This is a genomic window from Streptomyces durhamensis, from assembly GCF_000725475.1.
GTDB classification, from domain to species: domain Bacteria; phylum Actinomycetota; class Actinomycetes; order Streptomycetales; family Streptomycetaceae; genus Streptomyces; species Streptomyces filipinensis.
In genome coordinates this window covers 38886-54679 of the sequence record NZ_JNXR01000011.1, presented here as the reverse complement: position 1 = coordinate 54679, position 15794 = coordinate 38886, and the positions used below count along the sequence as shown (strand labels likewise).

Genomic DNA, 15794 nt, shown 5'->3' with positions numbered 1-15794 from the left:
CACAGGGATCGGCGGACGGTCGTGGAGCGCACCGGCTCCCGGCCGTCCGCCCTTGTGCGCGCGGGGCCGAGGCTCCGCGCATACCTTCGCCGCGGCCCGTGACCAGGGGCCGTCACACCCCCCTGCGCCCACGTGACACCCCGGCCGGCACGCGCACCACTGCAGCCACACCCGCGAGGCCGCCCGCACCCCGCCGTGCAACCGGGCGCCCGCACGCACCCCGCCACGCCGCACTCGCCGCGACCGGACAGCCGCCGCACCCCGCCGCATGCCCGCGTACGGCCACAGGGGCGCCGCGCCGGGTCAGGACCAGGTGGCCACCACATACCCCACGCCGTACGGCGCGTCCTCGTACAGCAGCGCGCCGGCCAGGTCCGCGCCCTCGGCTGCGCCGGCCAGGACCTGCCAGGAGGACCGGCCGGAGGCCTTCAGCTCGTGCGCCAGCCCGGCGTCCAGCGCCCGGACGGCCGCCACGTCCGCGGCGCCCAGCGCCCGCGCGACCTCCGCGTCGAAGGGTGCCGCCCGCTCGTCCAGGTAACCCGGCGCCTTGACCGTGCGGCACGCGCTGGCATCACCCATCACCAGCAGCGCCACCCGCCCGGCCCGGGCGCCGATCTCCCTTCCGGCTTCGGCACACCGCTCGGGCGCGAGCGGTACCCCGACCCCGAGCCCCTCGATCGGGACATCGCCCCAACCGGTGCGCTGCAGCAGCCAGGCGCCGACGGCCAGCGACGGCGGCAGTTCCCGCTCGACGGCGGCGCCCGTCGCGGTGCCGAGGCGTACGTCGAGGTCGACCCCGAACCCGCGGAAGGATCCCGGGCTGCCCTGCGGAAACGATCCGCGCCCGCTCTGCTCGGCCGGACCGACGACCACCAGGAGGTCCGGACGGGCCGCGGCGAGCACACCGAGCGCGTCGGAGCAGGCCGAGCGTGCGGCGTCCATCTCGGGAGCGGCACCCGCGGCGACCTCGGGCACGAGCAGCGGAGGGCAGGGACAGAGTGCGGCGGCGACAAGCATGACCGGCAGGTTACGCGTCCGGGGGCGGTCAGTAGGTGATCGGCCCCGAGTCCCACTCCAGCTCGGTGAACAGGAAGTGGTAGGTGAACACCCCGCCGGACGAGCCGTCCCCGGCCAGCATCCAGCCGTCGGCGGTGCGGTACCGGCGCATCCGCACCGGATACCGCGGATGCCGGGGCTGGTACAGGCGTACCAGCTCCCCGAACCGCGCCTCGGCCTCCTCGCGCGTACCGTCGATCGTGGCCATCAGCTCGTACTGCCTGCGGTACGGCCCCTCACCAGGCGGTGTGTCCAGCAGCAGCGCCCATCGAGGCATCAGCTCGCCCCCGTCCCCCGTTGTCACATGGCCGGCACGTCGCCGGGCGTGTCCGTCAGTCGCAGCCGCAGCCGGAACCCGTGGCGACCGGCAGCGGGGCCGGCACGCCGATCTTCGGCAGGCCCAGCATGACACCCGCCGGCTTGGCCGCCTCGGCGGCGTTGCGCTTCTCCCAGGCGTCCCCCGCGCGCGTGCGGCGCACATCGAGGACGGGGCCCTCGGCGAGCAGGTGGTGCGGGGCGGCGTACGTCACCTCGACCGTGACCACGTCACCGGGGCGGACCTCCTGCTCCGGCTTGGTGAAGTGGACCAGCCGGTTGTCGGGGGCGCGGCCGGACAGGCGGTGGGTGGCGCCGTCCTTGCGGCCCTCGCCCTCGGCCACCATCAGCTCCAGCGTGCGGCCGACCTGCTTCTTGTTCTCCTCCCAGGAGATCTCCTCCTGGAGGGCGACGAGCCGCTCGTAGCGCGCCTGGACGACCTCCTTGGGGATCTGGTCGTCCATGGTGGCGGCCGGGGTTCCGGGGCGCTTGGAGTACTGGAAGGTGAAGGCCTGCGCGAACCGCGCCTCGCGGACGGCGTGCAGGGTCTGCTCGAAGTCCTCCTCGGTCTCGCCGGGGAAGCCCACGATGATGTCGGTGGTGATCGCGGCGTGCGGGATGGCGGCGCGCACCTTCTCGATGATCCCGAGGTAGCGCTCCTGCCGGTACGAGCGGCGCATCGCCTTCAGGACCGTGTCCGAACCGGACTGCATCGGCATGTGCAGCTGCGGCATGACGTTCGGCGTCTCGGCCATGGCGGCGATGACGTCGTCGGTGAAGTCACGCGGGTGCGGGGACGTGAAGCGGACGCGCTCCAGGCCCTCGATGGACCCGCAGGCGCGCAGCAGCTTGCTGAAGGCCTCGCGGTCGCCGATGTCGGAGCCGTACGCGTTGACGTTCTGGCCCAGCAGCGTGATCTCGGAGACGCCCTCGGCGACCAGCGCCTCCACCTCGGCGAGGATGTCGCCGGGCCGGCGGTCCTTCTCCTTGCCGCGCAGGGCCGGGACGATACAGAAGGTGCAGGTGTTGTTGCAGCCGACGGAGATCGACACCCACGCCGCGTACGCGCTCTCGCGCCGGGTCGGCAGGGTGGACGGGAACGCCTCCAGGGACTCGGCGATCTCGACCTGCGCCTCCTCCTGCACACGGGCGCGCTCCAGCAGGACCGGCAGCTTGCCGATGTTGTGCGTGCCGAAGACGACGTCCACCCAGGGCGCCTTCTTCACGATGGTGTCGCGGTCCTTCTGCGCGAGGCAGCCGCCGACCGCGATCTGCATGCCGGGCCGCGTGGCCTTCCTGGGCGCGAGCCGGCCGAGGTTGCCGTAGAGCCGGTTGTCGGCGTTCTCCCGGACGGCGCAGGTGTTGAAGACGACCACGTCCGCGTCCCCGTCCGACCCCTCGGGGGCCCGGACGTACCCGGCGTCCTCGAGCAGCCCGGCCAACCGCTCCGAATCGTGGACGTTCATCTGGCACCCGTAGGTGCGGATCTCGTAACTCTTGGGTGCGTGAACGTCCACTGCGGGGCTCCGGTCGCTGCTGGTCATGTGTCAAGGGTAGGCGGTCTTGGGAGAGCCTCCGTCGCAGCGCCTCACGGCCCCCGCCCGCCCTCGTTGACCAGCGGTTTCCCGCCGAAGTCGGCCCATGGTGCGCGGTGCGCCCGCGGCAGGGCCGTCAGCGGGCCGCCCGTCGGTCGGGCGCCGGGCGGAGCCGAGCAGCGGGAGGCACACCGAGCGCAGCGGCGGCAGGAACCGGGCGTGCTCCTCCGCAAGGACCGCGAGGGGCCGGGACGTGGCCCGGGTGACGTCGGAGGGCAGCACGTCGTAGTCGTTGGTGCCGGCCCGCGGGACCGCGACCGCCGCGTGGTAGATCCGCCGGACGCCGCGGTCCGCCAGGGCGCCCGCACCGGTCGCGGCCACGGTGCCGGGCAGGACCGCGCGGCCCGGGACCCCCTGCGCGGCGGCCCACGCGTGCAGTTCCTGGGTGTGTCCGCGCCGCTCCCGTACCTGCTCGGTGTGTTCCCGCTCGCGCCGGCGGCTGCGGTCGGCCGCGCGCTGGGTCAGCAACGCGCACAGCAGCGTCCCGACGACTCCGACGACCGCGACCACGGGTGCGGTCGCTCCTCCGACGTCCACGCCGTCCCCTCCCGCCGTCGCCCTGTCCCGGCCCGTCGCTCGGTCCCGGCCCGTCGCGATGCGCCGACCCGTCGCCCTGTCCCGACGCAAGCGAAGCAGGAGGCGCCGTGCGCGGTGAACTCGCGGCCCGTTCGTCGCCCCGGATTCGCCCCGGCGCCGCCCACGGGACAGCGGGAGAACCGGGGAACCGGGCGCCGGACGGTCGAATCCCGGTTGTTGTACGGGAATCGGGCGAAGCGGAGGGACGGATGGTCCGGTCCGGGGCCATCATGAGGCACCGGGGGACGACGGGCCGGCAGGCGGTGGGGGGATCCCGCCGGCCCGTGTGCCGGGGCGGACGCAGGTCGGGTGAACGGCGGAGACGTCGCCCGGGACCATCGGCGGCGCCCCCGAAAACCCGGTGGAGGCGGCACACTCCCTGTGCCTAAGGTCGCGGCATGAGTACGCGTACCTTCCGGATCACCGTCCGCGGCGCCTTCGACGGCCTCACCGACGCACAGCGGGCAGCACTGCTGGCCGACGCGGCCGAACACGACGTGCTACGCGCCGCGTTCACGCCCGAGGGCAGCCTCACCTACGACATCGCCGCCCGGCCGGCCTTCGTCTTCCGTTACTCCGACACGGGAGAGGAAGAGGAGGACATCCTGGAGGCGACCGAGCGGGCCGAGGAGGCGGCGAAGGCCTGGCTGACCGAGCGCGGCTACGGCTTCAAGAACCTCCGTTCCACCGCCGAGGACCTCTCCCAGGCGCCGATGGGCAAGCGGCAGCGGCGCGCGGCCCGTTCGAACGGCGCATAAACTTGACCACTCAAGGACATGGCAATGATTGGATGCCCGTTCGTACGGCAGGAAGGCCGGGGCAGGGGCGGTGAGCGGCGGCGATGAGTGACACCCTGGACGCGGCGCTGCGGCTGGTACGGGCCCAGGCGGCGCTCGTACGGCGCTTCGACTCCCGGCTGAGCGGGCTGCACGGCGTCAGCCTCGCCGACTTCACCGTGCTCCTGCGGCTGTCGCAGGCACCCGGTGGACGGATGCGCCGCATCGACCTCGCCGAGGCACTGGGTCTGACCGCCTCCGGGGTCACCCGCGGGCTGGCTCCCCTGGAGCGGATCGGGCTGGTGACCCGCGAGGCGGACGCCCGGGACGCGCGCGTGGCCTACGCGTCCCTGACCACGACGGGCCGACGGCGACTGCGGGAGATGCTCGCCACGGCAGAGGAGACGGCCGCCGACCTCTTCACCGCCCCGGCATGGGACGCCGAGGACGTCACACAACTGGCGTCCCTGCTGGCCCGCCTCGGAGGCACCGGCCTGACCGGCCGCTGAACCCACTCCTCAACGTGCCCGGCCTGCCGGCGGTTTCAGTCAGCGCTTACCTGAAATCGCCGTGGCACAGGTCACGTTGAGTTGTGGCCGGTTTGTGAGGGAGCCATGTACGCGCGCATGGCATGCTCATGGCTCGTCACGAGTTACCGACCGGTTCTACCTACGAGTAGACCGCGTGTCCGGTACCTCTCTGCCACCCCCCACTTCACACAGGACCCTCCATGCGCAGACGCATGCGGCACAGACGTGCCCTGTTGCCCGCCTTCGCCGTGACCGCCCTCTTCCTCGCCTCGGCCTGCTCCTCGTCCGCCCCGCACGCCGAACCGCCGGCGACCGCCGGGCACGGTCCCCGGGCCGCCGGGGCCACCGGCACACCCGACGACGGCACGGACCACCCGCTCGCCGTCGCCGCCGCGCCCGCCACCGGTGCCACCGCCACCGCCACCGCCACGGCGGGACCGGCCGGTTCCGGACGACGGGCGCACAAGACGACGCTCGCCATCAGCTCGTACGACAGCCACACCCGGCGGGCCGTGCTCACCGCCAAGCCTGTTCACAGGGGGAGTTCAGCGGGTACCCCCTCCCCCACCACTTCCCCCTCCGGGCGCCCCTCCGGCAGCCCCTCCGCCGCCCCGCACAAGGCCGCCGTCGGCGACGTGATCGCCAGTGCGCCCGCGCCCGGGGCACCGCAGGGGCTGCTCGCCAAGGTCACCAAGGTGATCGGCGAGACGGACGGCGGCACCGAGGTGCAGACCGCACCGGCCACGCTCAACGCGCTGCTCGGCGACGAGACGGCGAAGGGCGAGGTGCCGGTCGACCCGTCGTCCTTCACCGTCGACAAGCTGCTCCCCGATGTGAAGGTGTCCTGGGCCAAGGCCGGTGACGTGCACGTCGGCCCCAAGGGTGCGACGGTGCCGCTCGGCAGCCTCCGCCTCGACGTGAGCGCCGGCCTGCCGACGGCCCAGGACGCCCCGGCCTCGGCCGGCGCCGCGGTGAAGGGATTCGTCCAGGTCGCCCCGCAGGTCGACTTCACCTATGGCGGCGCCGGCACGGACACCCCGCCCGGCTCCGCCTACCTCGGCGTGTCCGGCGACTGGACCTCCGGCTGGGCGGTCAAGGGGCGGGCCGCCGCCACCACGGGGGCTCCGCTGCGGATCCCGTTCGCCAAGCTGCACGCCGATCCGGTCCTCCAGGTCGGCCCTGTCCCCGTCGTCGTCAATCTGGACCTGACCTGCTACTTCCAGATCAGCGGCGACGGGCATGTCACCGTCGACGTCGAGCAGAACCTCAAGGGCGACTTCAAGGCGGGCGGCACCTTCGGGCCGGCCAGGGGCTGGACGCCGGTCAGCTCGTCGGACATGACGAGCACGCCCGTCCGCGCCTCCCTCACCGCCGCCGGGAACGTGAAGACGGCGCTGGGCGCCGAGGCCTCGGTCGGCCTCTACGGCGCCGTCGGTGTCACCGCCGACCTGGCCCCGTATCTGCGCGGCGAGGCCTCCGGAACGGTCACCTCCTCCGCTGGGGGCGGGACGAAGGCCAAGGGCTCCTGGGACGTGTACGGCGGGGTCGACCTGTCCGGGACCCTGCGCTTCCAGCTTTCCGTCTTCGGTACCCCGGTGATCCAGCGGAGCATCCCGCTGGGCACCCTGAACCGCGAGTGGAAACTGGCAGGCGGCACCTTCTAGGCACCCGGACCAGGCCCCCTCGGACCCCAGGCACCCGGGCAACTGGAACCCCGGGCACGCGGCAACAGGAACCCCAGCTACCGGACAACAGGCACTCGGGCTACGCCGTCGGATCAGAGGCACCACGCTGCGCCGCCGGTATCCATCCCTGGTGGCGCAGCACGGACGACACGTCCGGCGCCTGGTAGTGCTCCCCCTTGAGGACCTTGCCGTCGGCCCGGCGGGCGACCTGCCCGTCCGGGCCGAGCTTGCTCATGTTGGCCCGGTGGATCTCGGCGATCACCTGATCGAGGTCGATGCCGTGGACCAGAGCCGTGCCGTACGCCACGTAGACCACGTCGGCCAGCTCGTGCGCGAGCCGGTCCAGCGGACCCTCGACCGCGACCTCGGCGACCTCCGCCGCCTCCTCGGCGAGCAGTTCCCCTCGGTGCGCCGCCAGTTCGGGGTCCACCTCCGTCGGCGTACTGCGGGCGTCGAGACCGAAGGCGCGGTGGAACTCACGGACGAGGTCGGCGGGAGAAGTGCTCATGCGACGACTGTAACGGCCGCCACTGACAGAGCCCCGGGTCCGCCGGCGGCCCCGGAGTGACCCCCGGCCCTGGTCAGCGGCGCTCCCGGCCTGGCAGGATCGCCGCATGTCCAAGGTGTTCCCCTCCCTCAGCAGGCGCCGGGCGCTGCCGGCCGCGGCCGCCGGTTCCGTGCTGCTCGGGCTGCTGTTGTGGTGGCTGCTGCCGCTGGGCGAGAAGCCCCCGAGCGGGACGATCGTCTTCAGCACCGGCACGCCCCGCGGGGTCTACCAGGAGTACGGCGAGCGGCTGCGCGCCGAGTTCGCCAAGGACATGCCCGACCTGACGGTGAAGCTGCTGAACAGCGACGGTTCGCAGGAGAACGTGCAGCGGGTGGCGACCGGCAAGGCCGACTTCACCATCGCGGCGGCCGACGCGGTGGAGGCGTACCAGCTGAGGCACGGCCGCGGTGCCGGACGGCTGCGCGGGGTGGCCCGGCTCTACGACGACTACGTGCAGCTCGTCGTGCGCAGCGACTCGGACATCAGGACCATCGCGGACCTGCGGCACAAGCGGGTGGCGACCGGGCTGCCCGACTCCGGGGTACGGCTGATCGCCGAGCGGGTGCTGAAGGCCGCCGGCATCGATCCGCGCAAGGACATCACCCCCGCCGCGGACGGCATCGACACCGGCCCGGACCGGCTGGCGCGGCACCGGCTCGACGCCTTCTTCTGGTCGGGCGGGCTGCCCACCAAGGGACTGGTCACGCTGGCGAAGAAGCCCGCCTTCAAGTTCGTGCCCATCGAGGGCGACCTCGTCACCAAGCTGCACAACGAGGGCCAGGCGGCGCGCTACTACCGTGCCACCAACATCCCCGAGTCGGCCTATCCGACCATGCAGCAGGGCAGCGAGGTCCCTACGATCGCCGTGTCCAACCTCCTGATGACCCGCACGGACGTCGACCCCCGGTTGACCGAGTGGGTGACCCGCACGGTCATCAAGAGCCGCGACGGCATCGGTGCCCACGTCCACTCCGCCCAGCTGGTCGATCTGCGCACCGCCATCTACACCGACCCCCTGCCCCTGCAGGAGGGCGCCCGGCGCTACTACCGCTCGATGAAGCCATAGCTCGCGGGGGCCGGCCCCTGGGCCCGGCGGACCGCGGAGGCGGGGCTCCCCGCGTCAGGATTCCCTGTGCCGAGGCACGGCCACCGTCACCCGCAGCCCGCGCGGCTCATGGTGGGCGTACTCGATCGAGCCGCCGCCCGCCGCCAGCAGGGCGCGGGTGATGGACAGGCCCAGTCCCGAACCCTTGACGTTCTGATGGCGGCCGCTGCGCCAGAACCGGTCGCCCACGCGCGCGAGTTCCTCGTCGGTGAGACCGGGCCCGGTGTCGGTGACGACGACCGTGGAGGTGTCGCCGTCGGCGGCGACGGTGACCTCCACCGTGCCGCCTTCCGGGCTGAACTTCACGGCGTTGTCGATCACCGCGTCCAGGGCGCTGGACAGGGTGACCGGGTCCGCCCAGGCGGTCGTGGGCGGGCAGTTTCCGGCCAGCCGGACCCCCTTGGCATCGGCGGCCGGAGACCAGGCGGCGACCCGCTCCGCGGCGAGCGCGCCGATGTCGGTCAGTGTCAGGTCCGCGTCGACGTGCTCGGCCAGCGCCAGGTCGAGCAGGTCGTCCAGGACCTGCGCCAGGCGCTTGCCCTCGGTGCGGACCGAGGCGATCTCCTCGTTGCCCTCGGGGAGTTCGAGGGCGAGCAGTTCGATGCGCAGCAGCAGCGCCGCGAGCGGGTTGCGCAACTGGTGCGAGGCGTCCGCGACGAAGGCGCGCTGCTGCTCCAGCACGTCCTCGACGTTGTCCGCCATCTCGTTGAACGAACGGGCCAGGCGTCTGAGTTCCGGCGGTCCGCCGGCGACCGCGACCCGGGACTTCAGCCGCCCGGTGGCGATGTCGTGGGTGGTGGCGTCCAGCACCCGTACCGGTCTGAGCACCCAGCCGGTCAGCCGCAGCGCCGCGCCGACGGCCAGCAGCATCGCCGCGCTCTCGCCGGCCGCTATCAGCAGCCACCCGCGCAGCGTCTGCGAACGCATCTGTCCGGTGGGCGAGTCGGTGACCACGACCGCCACCACGTCCCCGTCCCGGATCACCGGCGAGGCGACCACCAGCCGGCTGCGCTGCCAGGGCCACACCTGCTTGGGGTCGTGGCTGCGCCTGCTGAGCAGTGCCTCGTCGAAGGCCTCCCGCACCTCCCCCTTACGGGGTACGAACCAGTCGCCGGGCGCATTGGCCATCGCGGAGCCGTTGCGGTAGAAGACGCCGGCCCGGATGCCGTAGACGCCGTAGTAGCTGTCCAGTTCGCTGCGCAGGGCCTCCTGGCGCTCGTCGGTGCCGGTGCGGCGCGATCCGCCGGGCCGCTCGGTGACGAACTGGGCGAGCGCCGCGAAGCGTGCCGTGTCGTCGATGCGGTCGACGACGACCTTCTGCTGCTGTGCGGCGGCCACGCTGAGGGCGAGGGGGAAACCGAGGGCGAGGAGGACGGCCGCCATCAGGACGATGAGCAGCGGCAGCAGGCGTGCGCGCACCCGTCCCCGCTAGGCGGCCGGGGCGACGAGCCGGTAGCCGACGCCGCGTACGGTCTCGATCAGCGCGGGCTGGCGCAGTTTGGCGCGCAGGGAGGCGACATGCACCTCCAGGGTGCGGCCGGTGCCCTCCCAACTGGTGCGCCAGACCTCGCTGATGATCTGTTCCCGCCGGAAGACCACACCCGGGCGCTGCGCGAGCAGGGCGAGCAGGTCGAACTCCTTGCGGGTCAGCTGGACCACCGAACCGTCCACGGTGACCTGCCGGGTGGGCAGTTCGATGCGTACGGGACCGAGGTGCAGGGCGCTCTCGGCGCCGGCCGCCGGGTCCTCGGGGACGGTGCGCCGGCTGACGGCGTGGATCCGGGCGAGCAGCTCGCCGGTGTCGTACGGCTTCACCACGTAGTCGTCGGCGCCCAGGTTGAGCCCGTGGATGCGGGAGCGGACGTCGGAGCGCGCGGTGACCATGATCACCGGGGTGCTGGTGCGCTTACGGATCTTGCCGCAGACCTCGTAGCCGTCCTGGTCGGGCAGGCCCAGGTCGAGCAGGACCACGCCGAAGCCGGCGCCCTCGGGGACGAGGGCCTGCAGGGCCTCCTCGCCGCTGCGTGCGTGGGTGACGTCGAAGCCGTGTCGCGCGAGTACGGCGGACAGGGCCGCGGCGACGTGGTTGTCGTCCTCGACGAGCAGCAGTCTCATCCCGGCCCCCTCCGGTTCAGCGGTCGTACGGTCTGGGTACTGGCGCGCCGTGTAGCTCACGCGCGCGTGCACCATGGCAGTGACGCCGATGGACAAAGACGGCGTCAAGAGCGTTCCGGTTGCCCGTCGGTTCCGTTATCCGGCCGATACGCACACGAGGGGCAAGTGCTACGACACGTGTCCGTTTGCTATCGGATCGTGATGCTCAGATCTCCCTCAGATGTGATGACGCAGGTCACAGCCCCTCATTACTGTCCTCGGAAACCCGAGGAGGACGGAGTCCGAGAGCGATGACCAAAGTACCGGTGGCCAAGGAAGACGTGGCCACGTCCGACGAACTGGTCGTCCTGAAGAGCGTCAACAAGCACTTCGGCGCGTTGCATGTGCTCCAGGACATCGACCTGACGATCGCCCGCGGCGAGGTCGTCGTGGTCATCGGGCCCTCCGGGTCCGGAAAGTCGACTCTGTGCCGCACCATCAACCGCCTGGAGACGATCGACTCGGGCACCATCGCGATCGACGGCAGGCCCCTGCCCCAGGAGGGCAAGGAGCTGGCCCGGCTGCGGGCCGACGTCGGGATGGTCTTCCAGTCCTTCAACCTCTTCGCGCACAAGACCGTGCTCGAGAACGTGATGCTGGGGCAGCTCAAGGTCCGCAAGGCGGACAAGAAGCAGGCCGAGGAGAACGCCCGGGCGCTGCTCGACCGGGTCGGCGTGGGCACCCAGGCCGACAAGTACCCCGCCCAGCTGTCCGGCGGCCAGCAGCAGCGCGTGGCGATCGCGCGGGCGCTGGCGATGGGCCCGAAGGTCATGCTCTTCGACGAGCCGACCTCCGCCCTCGACCCCGAGATGATCAACGAGGTCCTCGAGGTCATGCAGCAGCTCGCCCGCGAGGGCATGACGATGGTCGTCGTCACCCACGAGATGGGCTTCGCACGATCGGCTGCGAACCGGGTGGTCTTCATGGCCGACGGCCGGATCGTCGAACAGGCTGCGCCCGACCAGTTCTTCAGCAACCCGCGCAGCGACCGGGCCAAGGACTTCCTGTCCAAGATCCTGCACCACTGACGGCGCGCCACCCGGGCGCCCTGGGTCGCCTTTTCCCACGGACCTCGTTCCTCACCATTCGAAGGATGTTCAGCATGAAGCTCCGCAAGGTCACCGCCGCCTCGGCCGCCGTACTCGCCCTGACCGTGGGCGCCACCGCGTGCGGCGGCGGCAAGAAGGACGACAACGGCTCCTCGGGCGGTGGCGGCAAGAAGATCGCCATCGGTATCAAGTACGACCAGCCGGGCCTCGGCCAGCAGACCCCGCAGGGCTACGCGGGCTTCGACGTCGACGTGGCCACCTATGTCGCCAAGAAGCTCGGTTACAGCGCCGACCAGATCGAGTGGAAGCAGTCGAAGAGCGCCGACCGCGAGACCATGCTGCAGCGCGGTGACGTGCAGTTCATCGCCGCCACCTACTCGATCACCCCGGAGCGTCAGCAGAAGGTCGACTTCGCCGGTCCGTACCTGCTGGCCCACCAGGACGTGCTGCTGCGTGCGGACGACACGAAGATCAAGGCTCCCAAGGACCTGAACGGCAAGAACCTGTGTTCGGTGTCTGGTTCGACGTCGGCCCAGAACCTCAAGACCAAGCTGGGTCTCAACCCCAACCTCCAGACGTACCCGACCTACTCGGCCTGTCTCTCGGGCCTGCAGAGCGGCGCCATCGAAGCCCTCACCACGGACGACTCGATCCTCGCCGGTTACGCCGCCCAGGCCCAGTTCAAGGGCAAGTTCAAGCTCGGCGGCTTCAAGATGACCAACGAAAACTACGGCATCGGCGTCAAGAAGGGCAGCGACCTCAAGGCCAAGATCAACAAGGCCCTCGAGGAGATGGTCTCCGACGGCTCCTGGAAGGCGGCCGTGCAGAAGAACTTCGGCCCGGCCAACTACAAGAACGAGCCCGCCCCGAAGATCGGCGACATCAAGAGCTGAGGCAACCCCCGCCCGGTGCGCCGCTCCTGACGGCGGCGCACCGGGGCATCCTTACACGCGGAAGCGCGGGAGATCGTGTTCGACTTTCTTGACAAGTACGACGTGCTGGGAGCGTTCTGGACGACAGTGCAGCTGACGCTGCTGTCGGCCGCGGGCTCCCTGGTCTGGGGCACTCTGCTGGCCGCCATGCGGGTGGGCCCGGTACCGCTGATGCGCGGTTTCGCCACCGCCTACGTGAACATCGTGCGGAACATCCCGCTCACGGTGATCATCCTGTTCTCCTCGCTGGGCCTCAGCCAGACGCTGGGAATCACCCTCGGCGCGCACGACTTCCAGGTCCAGGGCTTCCGGCTGGCCGTGCTCGGTCTGATCGTCTACACCGCGACCTTCGTGTGCGAGGCGATCCGGGCCGGCATCAACACCGTGCCGGTCGGCCAGGCGGAGGCCGCCCGCGCCATCGGTCTGAGCTTCCCCCAGGTGCTGTTCCTGGTCGTGCTGCCGCAGGCCTTCCGCGCGGCCGTCGGCCCGCTGACCAACGTGCTGATCGCGCTGACGAAGAACACGACGGTGGCCTCCGCGATCGGCGTGGCGGAGGCAGCACTCCTGATGAAGAAGATGATCGAGAACGAAGCGCAGTTGCTGGCGATCTCCGCGGTCATCGCCCTCGGGTTCGTCTGCCTGACCCTGCCGACGGGTCTGATCCTCGGCTGGGTCGGCAAGAAGGTGGCGGTCAAGCGATGACTTCGGTTCTTTACGACGCCCAGGGCCCGCGCGCCAAGCGGCGCAACGTCCTCTACACGGCCCTCTTCCTGGTCGCCATGGCGGCCGTCGTGTGGTGGGTGTACAAGGCCCTCGACGACAAGGGACAGCTGGAGTGGGCCCTGTGGAAGCCCTTCTTCAGCGGCACCGCGGCGTACTCGACGTACATCTGGCCCGGTCTGGAAAACACCCTGAAGGCGGCGGCGCTGGCGATGGTCATCGCGCTTCCGCTGGGTGCCGTCCTCGGTATCGCCCGGCTCTCGGACCACATGTGGGTGCGCGTGCCGGCCGCGGTCGTGGTCGAGTTCTTCCGTGCGATCCCCGTCCTGGTCCTGATGATCTTCGGGCTCGCGCTCTTCGCCCAGTACACCGACGTCAGTTCGGACGACCGACCGTTCTACGCGGTCGTGACCGGTCTGGTGCTGTACAACGCGTCGGTGCTCGCGGAGATCGTCCGCGCGGGCATCCTCACCCTGCCGAAGGGCCAGTCCGAGGCGGCCATGGCGATCGGCCTGCGCAAGGGTCAGGTCATGCGGCTCATCCTGCTGCCGCAGTCGGTCACCGCGATGCTCCCGGCGATCGTCAGCCAGTTGGTCGTCGTCGTGAAGGACACGGCCCTCGGCGGCGCGGTGCTCACCTTCCCCGAACTGCTGTCCTCGGCCAACCCGATGTCCGGCTACTACGGCAACATCATCGCCTCGCTCACCGTCGTCGCCGTGATCTACATCGTCATCAACTTCTCGCTGACCTCGTTCGCGGGCTGGCTGGAGGGCCGGCTGCGGAGGCGCAAGAAGTCGACGGGCGTGGTGCTCGGATTCCAGGACGTGGCGGACATCGCGGGTACGGCGGCGACCGGAGACGGCGTCGGCGCCGGGGCCGGCCCTGCCGGGCTCGCCTGACGCCTCGTCACGTCACCCGTACGGCGCGCAGAGGCAGTGGCATGATCGCCACTGCCTCTGGTCACTTGACGCAAACTCTGCCAATGGGTTGCATACGTTCTGTGACCGTGCACCTCGCTTCACCTTCCTGTTCCTCTCCGTCCGTCAGGGCACCACTGCGGACAGGAGGCGCTGCGCCGTGGACCCGGTGATCATCGTCGGAGCGGGGCCGGTCGGGCTCACGCTCGCCCTGGCGCTGGCCCGCCAGGAGGTGCCGTCCGTCGTCCTGGACGAGGGCCCCGGCAAGGGCGAGCCACGCCCGGCGCGCACCGCCGTGCTGCGCGAGGACACGGCCGCGCTGCTGGAGCGGCTGACGAAAGTGGCGCTCGGTGAGCACGGCGTGCGCTGGGCCGGATGGCGGTCTCTGCGGCGCAAGCAGGTGATGAACGAGGTCGTCTTCGGCGAGCGTGACGCCGCCCCGCTGCACATCGCCCAGCACGTCGTCACGAGCGCCCTGCGCGCCGCCGTCGCCGACGAGCCGCTGGTCAAGGTCGCCGTGGACAGCCGCCTGGACTCGATCGAGCAGGAGCGTTCCGGCGTCACCGCGCACACCCGTGGGCCGAAGGGCATCTGGTGGCGTGGCAGTTATCTGGTCGGCTGCGACGGACCCCGCTCCACCGTGCGCAAACTCCAGGACATCCGCTTCCCGGGCCGTACCGCGGTGGAGCGACACGCGGTCGCCGCGCTGCGCGTGGAACTTCCTTGGGAGGGCCGGGCGTTGCTCCATCGGATGCCGCCGTGGCGGCAGTCCGGGCCCTCGGCCGGGGAGGTGACCGCCCGCCCCCTCCCGGACGGCGTGTGGCGCCTGGACTGGCTGCTGCCACCGGGCAAGGAGCTGGTCACGCCCGAGACCCTGGTGGCCCGGATCCGCGAGACCCTCGCGGGCTGGACGAACGGCTCCACACCGGCGTACGAGCTGCTCGACACCGGTGTCCACATGGTGCACCACCGGCTGGCCCGCCGCTGGCGCGTCGGCCGGGTCCTGCTCGCCGGGGACGCGGCCCATCTGCTCGGCGCACTCGGCACCCAGGGGCTGGACGAGGGCCTCCGGGACGCCGACAACCTCGCCTGGAAGCTGGCCGTGGTCTGGCACCACGGCCCGCACGAGGCGCTGCTGGACAGCTATCAGGCCGAGCGGCGCGCGCTGATCACCGCCCGGCTGCGCGCCGCGGACCTGGCGCTGCCGGTGCTGCGCGGGGCCGGCGGCCTGCGCCAGATGGTCCCGGGCACGGCCCGCGGCCACGACGTGCTGCTCACGGACGGTCACCTGGGGCGCGGTCCCCTCGGCGCGCCGGGGGCGTACGCCGACTCCCCGCTGGCGCCCCGGCACCTGCAGGGCGAGATCCCCGTCGACACCCCGCCCGGCGCACAGGTCACCGACGTACGGGTCACCGCGGAGGACGGTTCCTTCGTCCAGCTGCGCGACCGGCTGGGCCGCGGCGCGCTGCTCGTCGTGCTGATCGCGCCGGGCACGGGCGTGTGGGCCCGCAAGCACTGGGTGTCCGCCGGGGTCATGCCCCGCCTCGCGGCCGCGGTGACCGCGCTGCCGCACCCGGCCGAGCTCCTGGTGGCGGAGGAGTACCCGGGTGCGCCGGCGCACAGCGTGCTGCTCGTGCGCCCCGACGGCCACCTGGTCACCACGTTGAGCGGGGTCCGTCCGGCCGACCTCTACGCGGCGGCGGAGGCGACGCTGGGCGGCGCGGTGAAGGAGGAGGCGGAGGCGGAGGCGGAAGCCGGCTCCGGCGTGCGCTGACCGCGCGCCCTGTCACCCTCCGTCCACATGGTGACGGTGAGTTGACCGGAGTACCCCGACATG

The 15794-nt window shown here is 71.7% G+C and carries 16 protein-coding genes; 9 read left to right on the top strand and 7 right to left on the bottom strand.

The window, feature by feature from the left end:
• Positions 1-303: 303 nt before the first annotated feature.
• From IO33_RS0117210 to IO33_RS52530, 4 genes are read right to left on the bottom strand one after another with little or no spacing between them, the layout of a single operon-like run.
• A complete protein-coding gene (locus tag IO33_RS0117210) occupies positions 304-1017 on the bottom strand; it encodes a class III extradiol dioxygenase subunit B-like domain-containing protein (protein ID WP_031165660.1) in 714 nt (237 codons plus the stop codon).
• 28 nt (positions 1018-1045) lie between these two features.
• Positions 1046-1333 (bottom strand): hypothetical protein, encoded by a 288-nt coding sequence (locus IO33_RS0117205; protein ID WP_051926832.1) that lies wholly within the window; start codon positions 1331-1333, stop codon positions 1046-1048.
• Between the two features lie 55 nt (positions 1334-1388).
• Entirely contained in the window at positions 1389-2915 is a 1527-nt protein-coding gene (gene miaB, locus IO33_RS0117200) for a tRNA (N6-isopentenyl adenosine(37)-C2)-methylthiotransferase MiaB (protein WP_031165656.1), read from the bottom strand.
• A gap of 3 nt (positions 2916-2918) precedes the next feature.
• Positions 2919-3503, bottom strand: coding sequence for a hypothetical protein (locus tag IO33_RS52530; RefSeq protein WP_245235828.1), 585 nt, complete (start codon positions 3501-3503; stop codon positions 2919-2921).
• A gap of 437 nt (positions 3504-3940) precedes the next feature.
• Between IO33_RS52530 and IO33_RS0117190 the strand changes: the two genes are divergently transcribed.
• The 3 genes from IO33_RS0117190 to IO33_RS0117180 all read left to right on the top strand — a co-directional run bounded on the left by IO33_RS0117190 (position 3941) and on the right by IO33_RS0117180 (position 6512).
• Positions 3941-4300 (top strand): DUF6204 family protein, encoded by a 360-nt coding sequence (locus IO33_RS0117190; RefSeq protein ID WP_031165652.1) that lies wholly within the window; start codon positions 3941-3943, stop codon positions 4298-4300.
• 83 nt (positions 4301-4383) lie between these two features.
• A complete protein-coding gene (locus IO33_RS0117185; protein ID WP_031165650.1) occupies positions 4384-4827 on the top strand; it encodes a MarR family winged helix-turn-helix transcriptional regulator in 444 nt (147 codons plus the stop codon).
• 221 nt (positions 4828-5048) lie between these two features.
• Positions 5049-6512 (top strand): hypothetical protein, encoded by a 1464-nt coding sequence (locus tag IO33_RS0117180; protein ID WP_051926830.1) that lies wholly within the window; start codon positions 5049-5051, stop codon positions 6510-6512.
• A gap of 100 nt (positions 6513-6612) precedes the next feature.
• Here IO33_RS0117180 and IO33_RS0117175 read toward each other — a convergent pair whose 3' ends face one another.
• Positions 6613-7041: a pyrophosphohydrolase domain-containing protein gene (locus IO33_RS0117175; RefSeq protein ID WP_031165646.1), complete on the bottom strand. Its 429-nt coding sequence runs from the start codon at positions 7039-7041 to the stop codon at positions 6613-6615.
• Between the two features lie 106 nt (positions 7042-7147).
• Between IO33_RS0117175 and IO33_RS0117170 the strand changes: the two genes are divergently transcribed.
• A complete protein-coding gene (locus tag IO33_RS0117170; RefSeq protein ID WP_031165644.1) occupies positions 7148-8146 on the top strand; it encodes a TAXI family TRAP transporter solute-binding subunit in 999 nt (332 codons plus the stop codon).
• 54 nt (positions 8147-8200) lie between these two features.
• Here the strand turns inward: IO33_RS0117170 and IO33_RS0117165 are convergent, their stop codons facing one another.
• Together IO33_RS0117165 and IO33_RS0117160 are read right to left on the bottom strand one after the other, a co-directional pair.
• Positions 8201-9604, bottom strand: coding sequence for a sensor histidine kinase (locus tag IO33_RS0117165; protein WP_031165642.1), 1404 nt, complete (start codon positions 9602-9604; stop codon positions 8201-8203).
• A gap of 9 nt (positions 9605-9613) precedes the next feature.
• Positions 9614-10300, bottom strand: coding sequence for a response regulator transcription factor (locus tag IO33_RS0117160; RefSeq protein ID WP_031165640.1), 687 nt, complete (start codon positions 10298-10300; stop codon positions 9614-9616).
• Positions 10301-10590: 290 nt separating this feature from the next.
• On the opposite strand from IO33_RS0117160, the gene IO33_RS0117155 reads away from it, so the two are divergent.
• The 5 genes from IO33_RS0117155 (at position 10591) to IO33_RS0117135 (ending at position 15731) form a co-directional block, all read left to right on the top strand.
• Positions 10591-11367: an amino acid ABC transporter ATP-binding protein gene (locus IO33_RS0117155; protein WP_031165638.1), complete on the top strand. Its 777-nt coding sequence runs from the start codon at positions 10591-10593 to the stop codon at positions 11365-11367.
• A gap of 74 nt (positions 11368-11441) precedes the next feature.
• Positions 11442-12281 carry a glutamate ABC transporter substrate-binding protein gene (locus IO33_RS0117150; protein WP_031165636.1) on the top strand — a complete coding sequence of 280 codons (840 nt, stop codon included), beginning with the start codon at positions 11442-11444 and terminating at the stop codon, positions 12279-12281.
• Positions 12282-12356: 75 nt separating this feature from the next.
• On the top strand, positions 12357-13022 hold the full coding sequence (locus IO33_RS0117145; protein WP_031165633.1) for an amino acid ABC transporter permease: 666 nt from the start codon (positions 12357-12359) through the stop codon (positions 13020-13022).
• A complete protein-coding gene (locus IO33_RS0117140; protein ID WP_031165631.1) occupies positions 13019-13939 on the top strand; it encodes an amino acid ABC transporter permease in 921 nt (306 codons plus the stop codon). The genes IO33_RS0117145 and IO33_RS0117140 overlap by 4 nt, the downstream gene beginning before the upstream one ends.
• Before the next feature lie 178 nt (positions 13940-14117).
• Complete coding sequence (locus tag IO33_RS0117135; protein WP_031165629.1) at positions 14118-15731, top strand: FAD-dependent monooxygenase; 1614 nt, start codon at positions 14118-14120, stop codon at positions 15729-15731.
• The last annotated feature ends 63 nt before the right edge of the window (positions 15732-15794 follow it).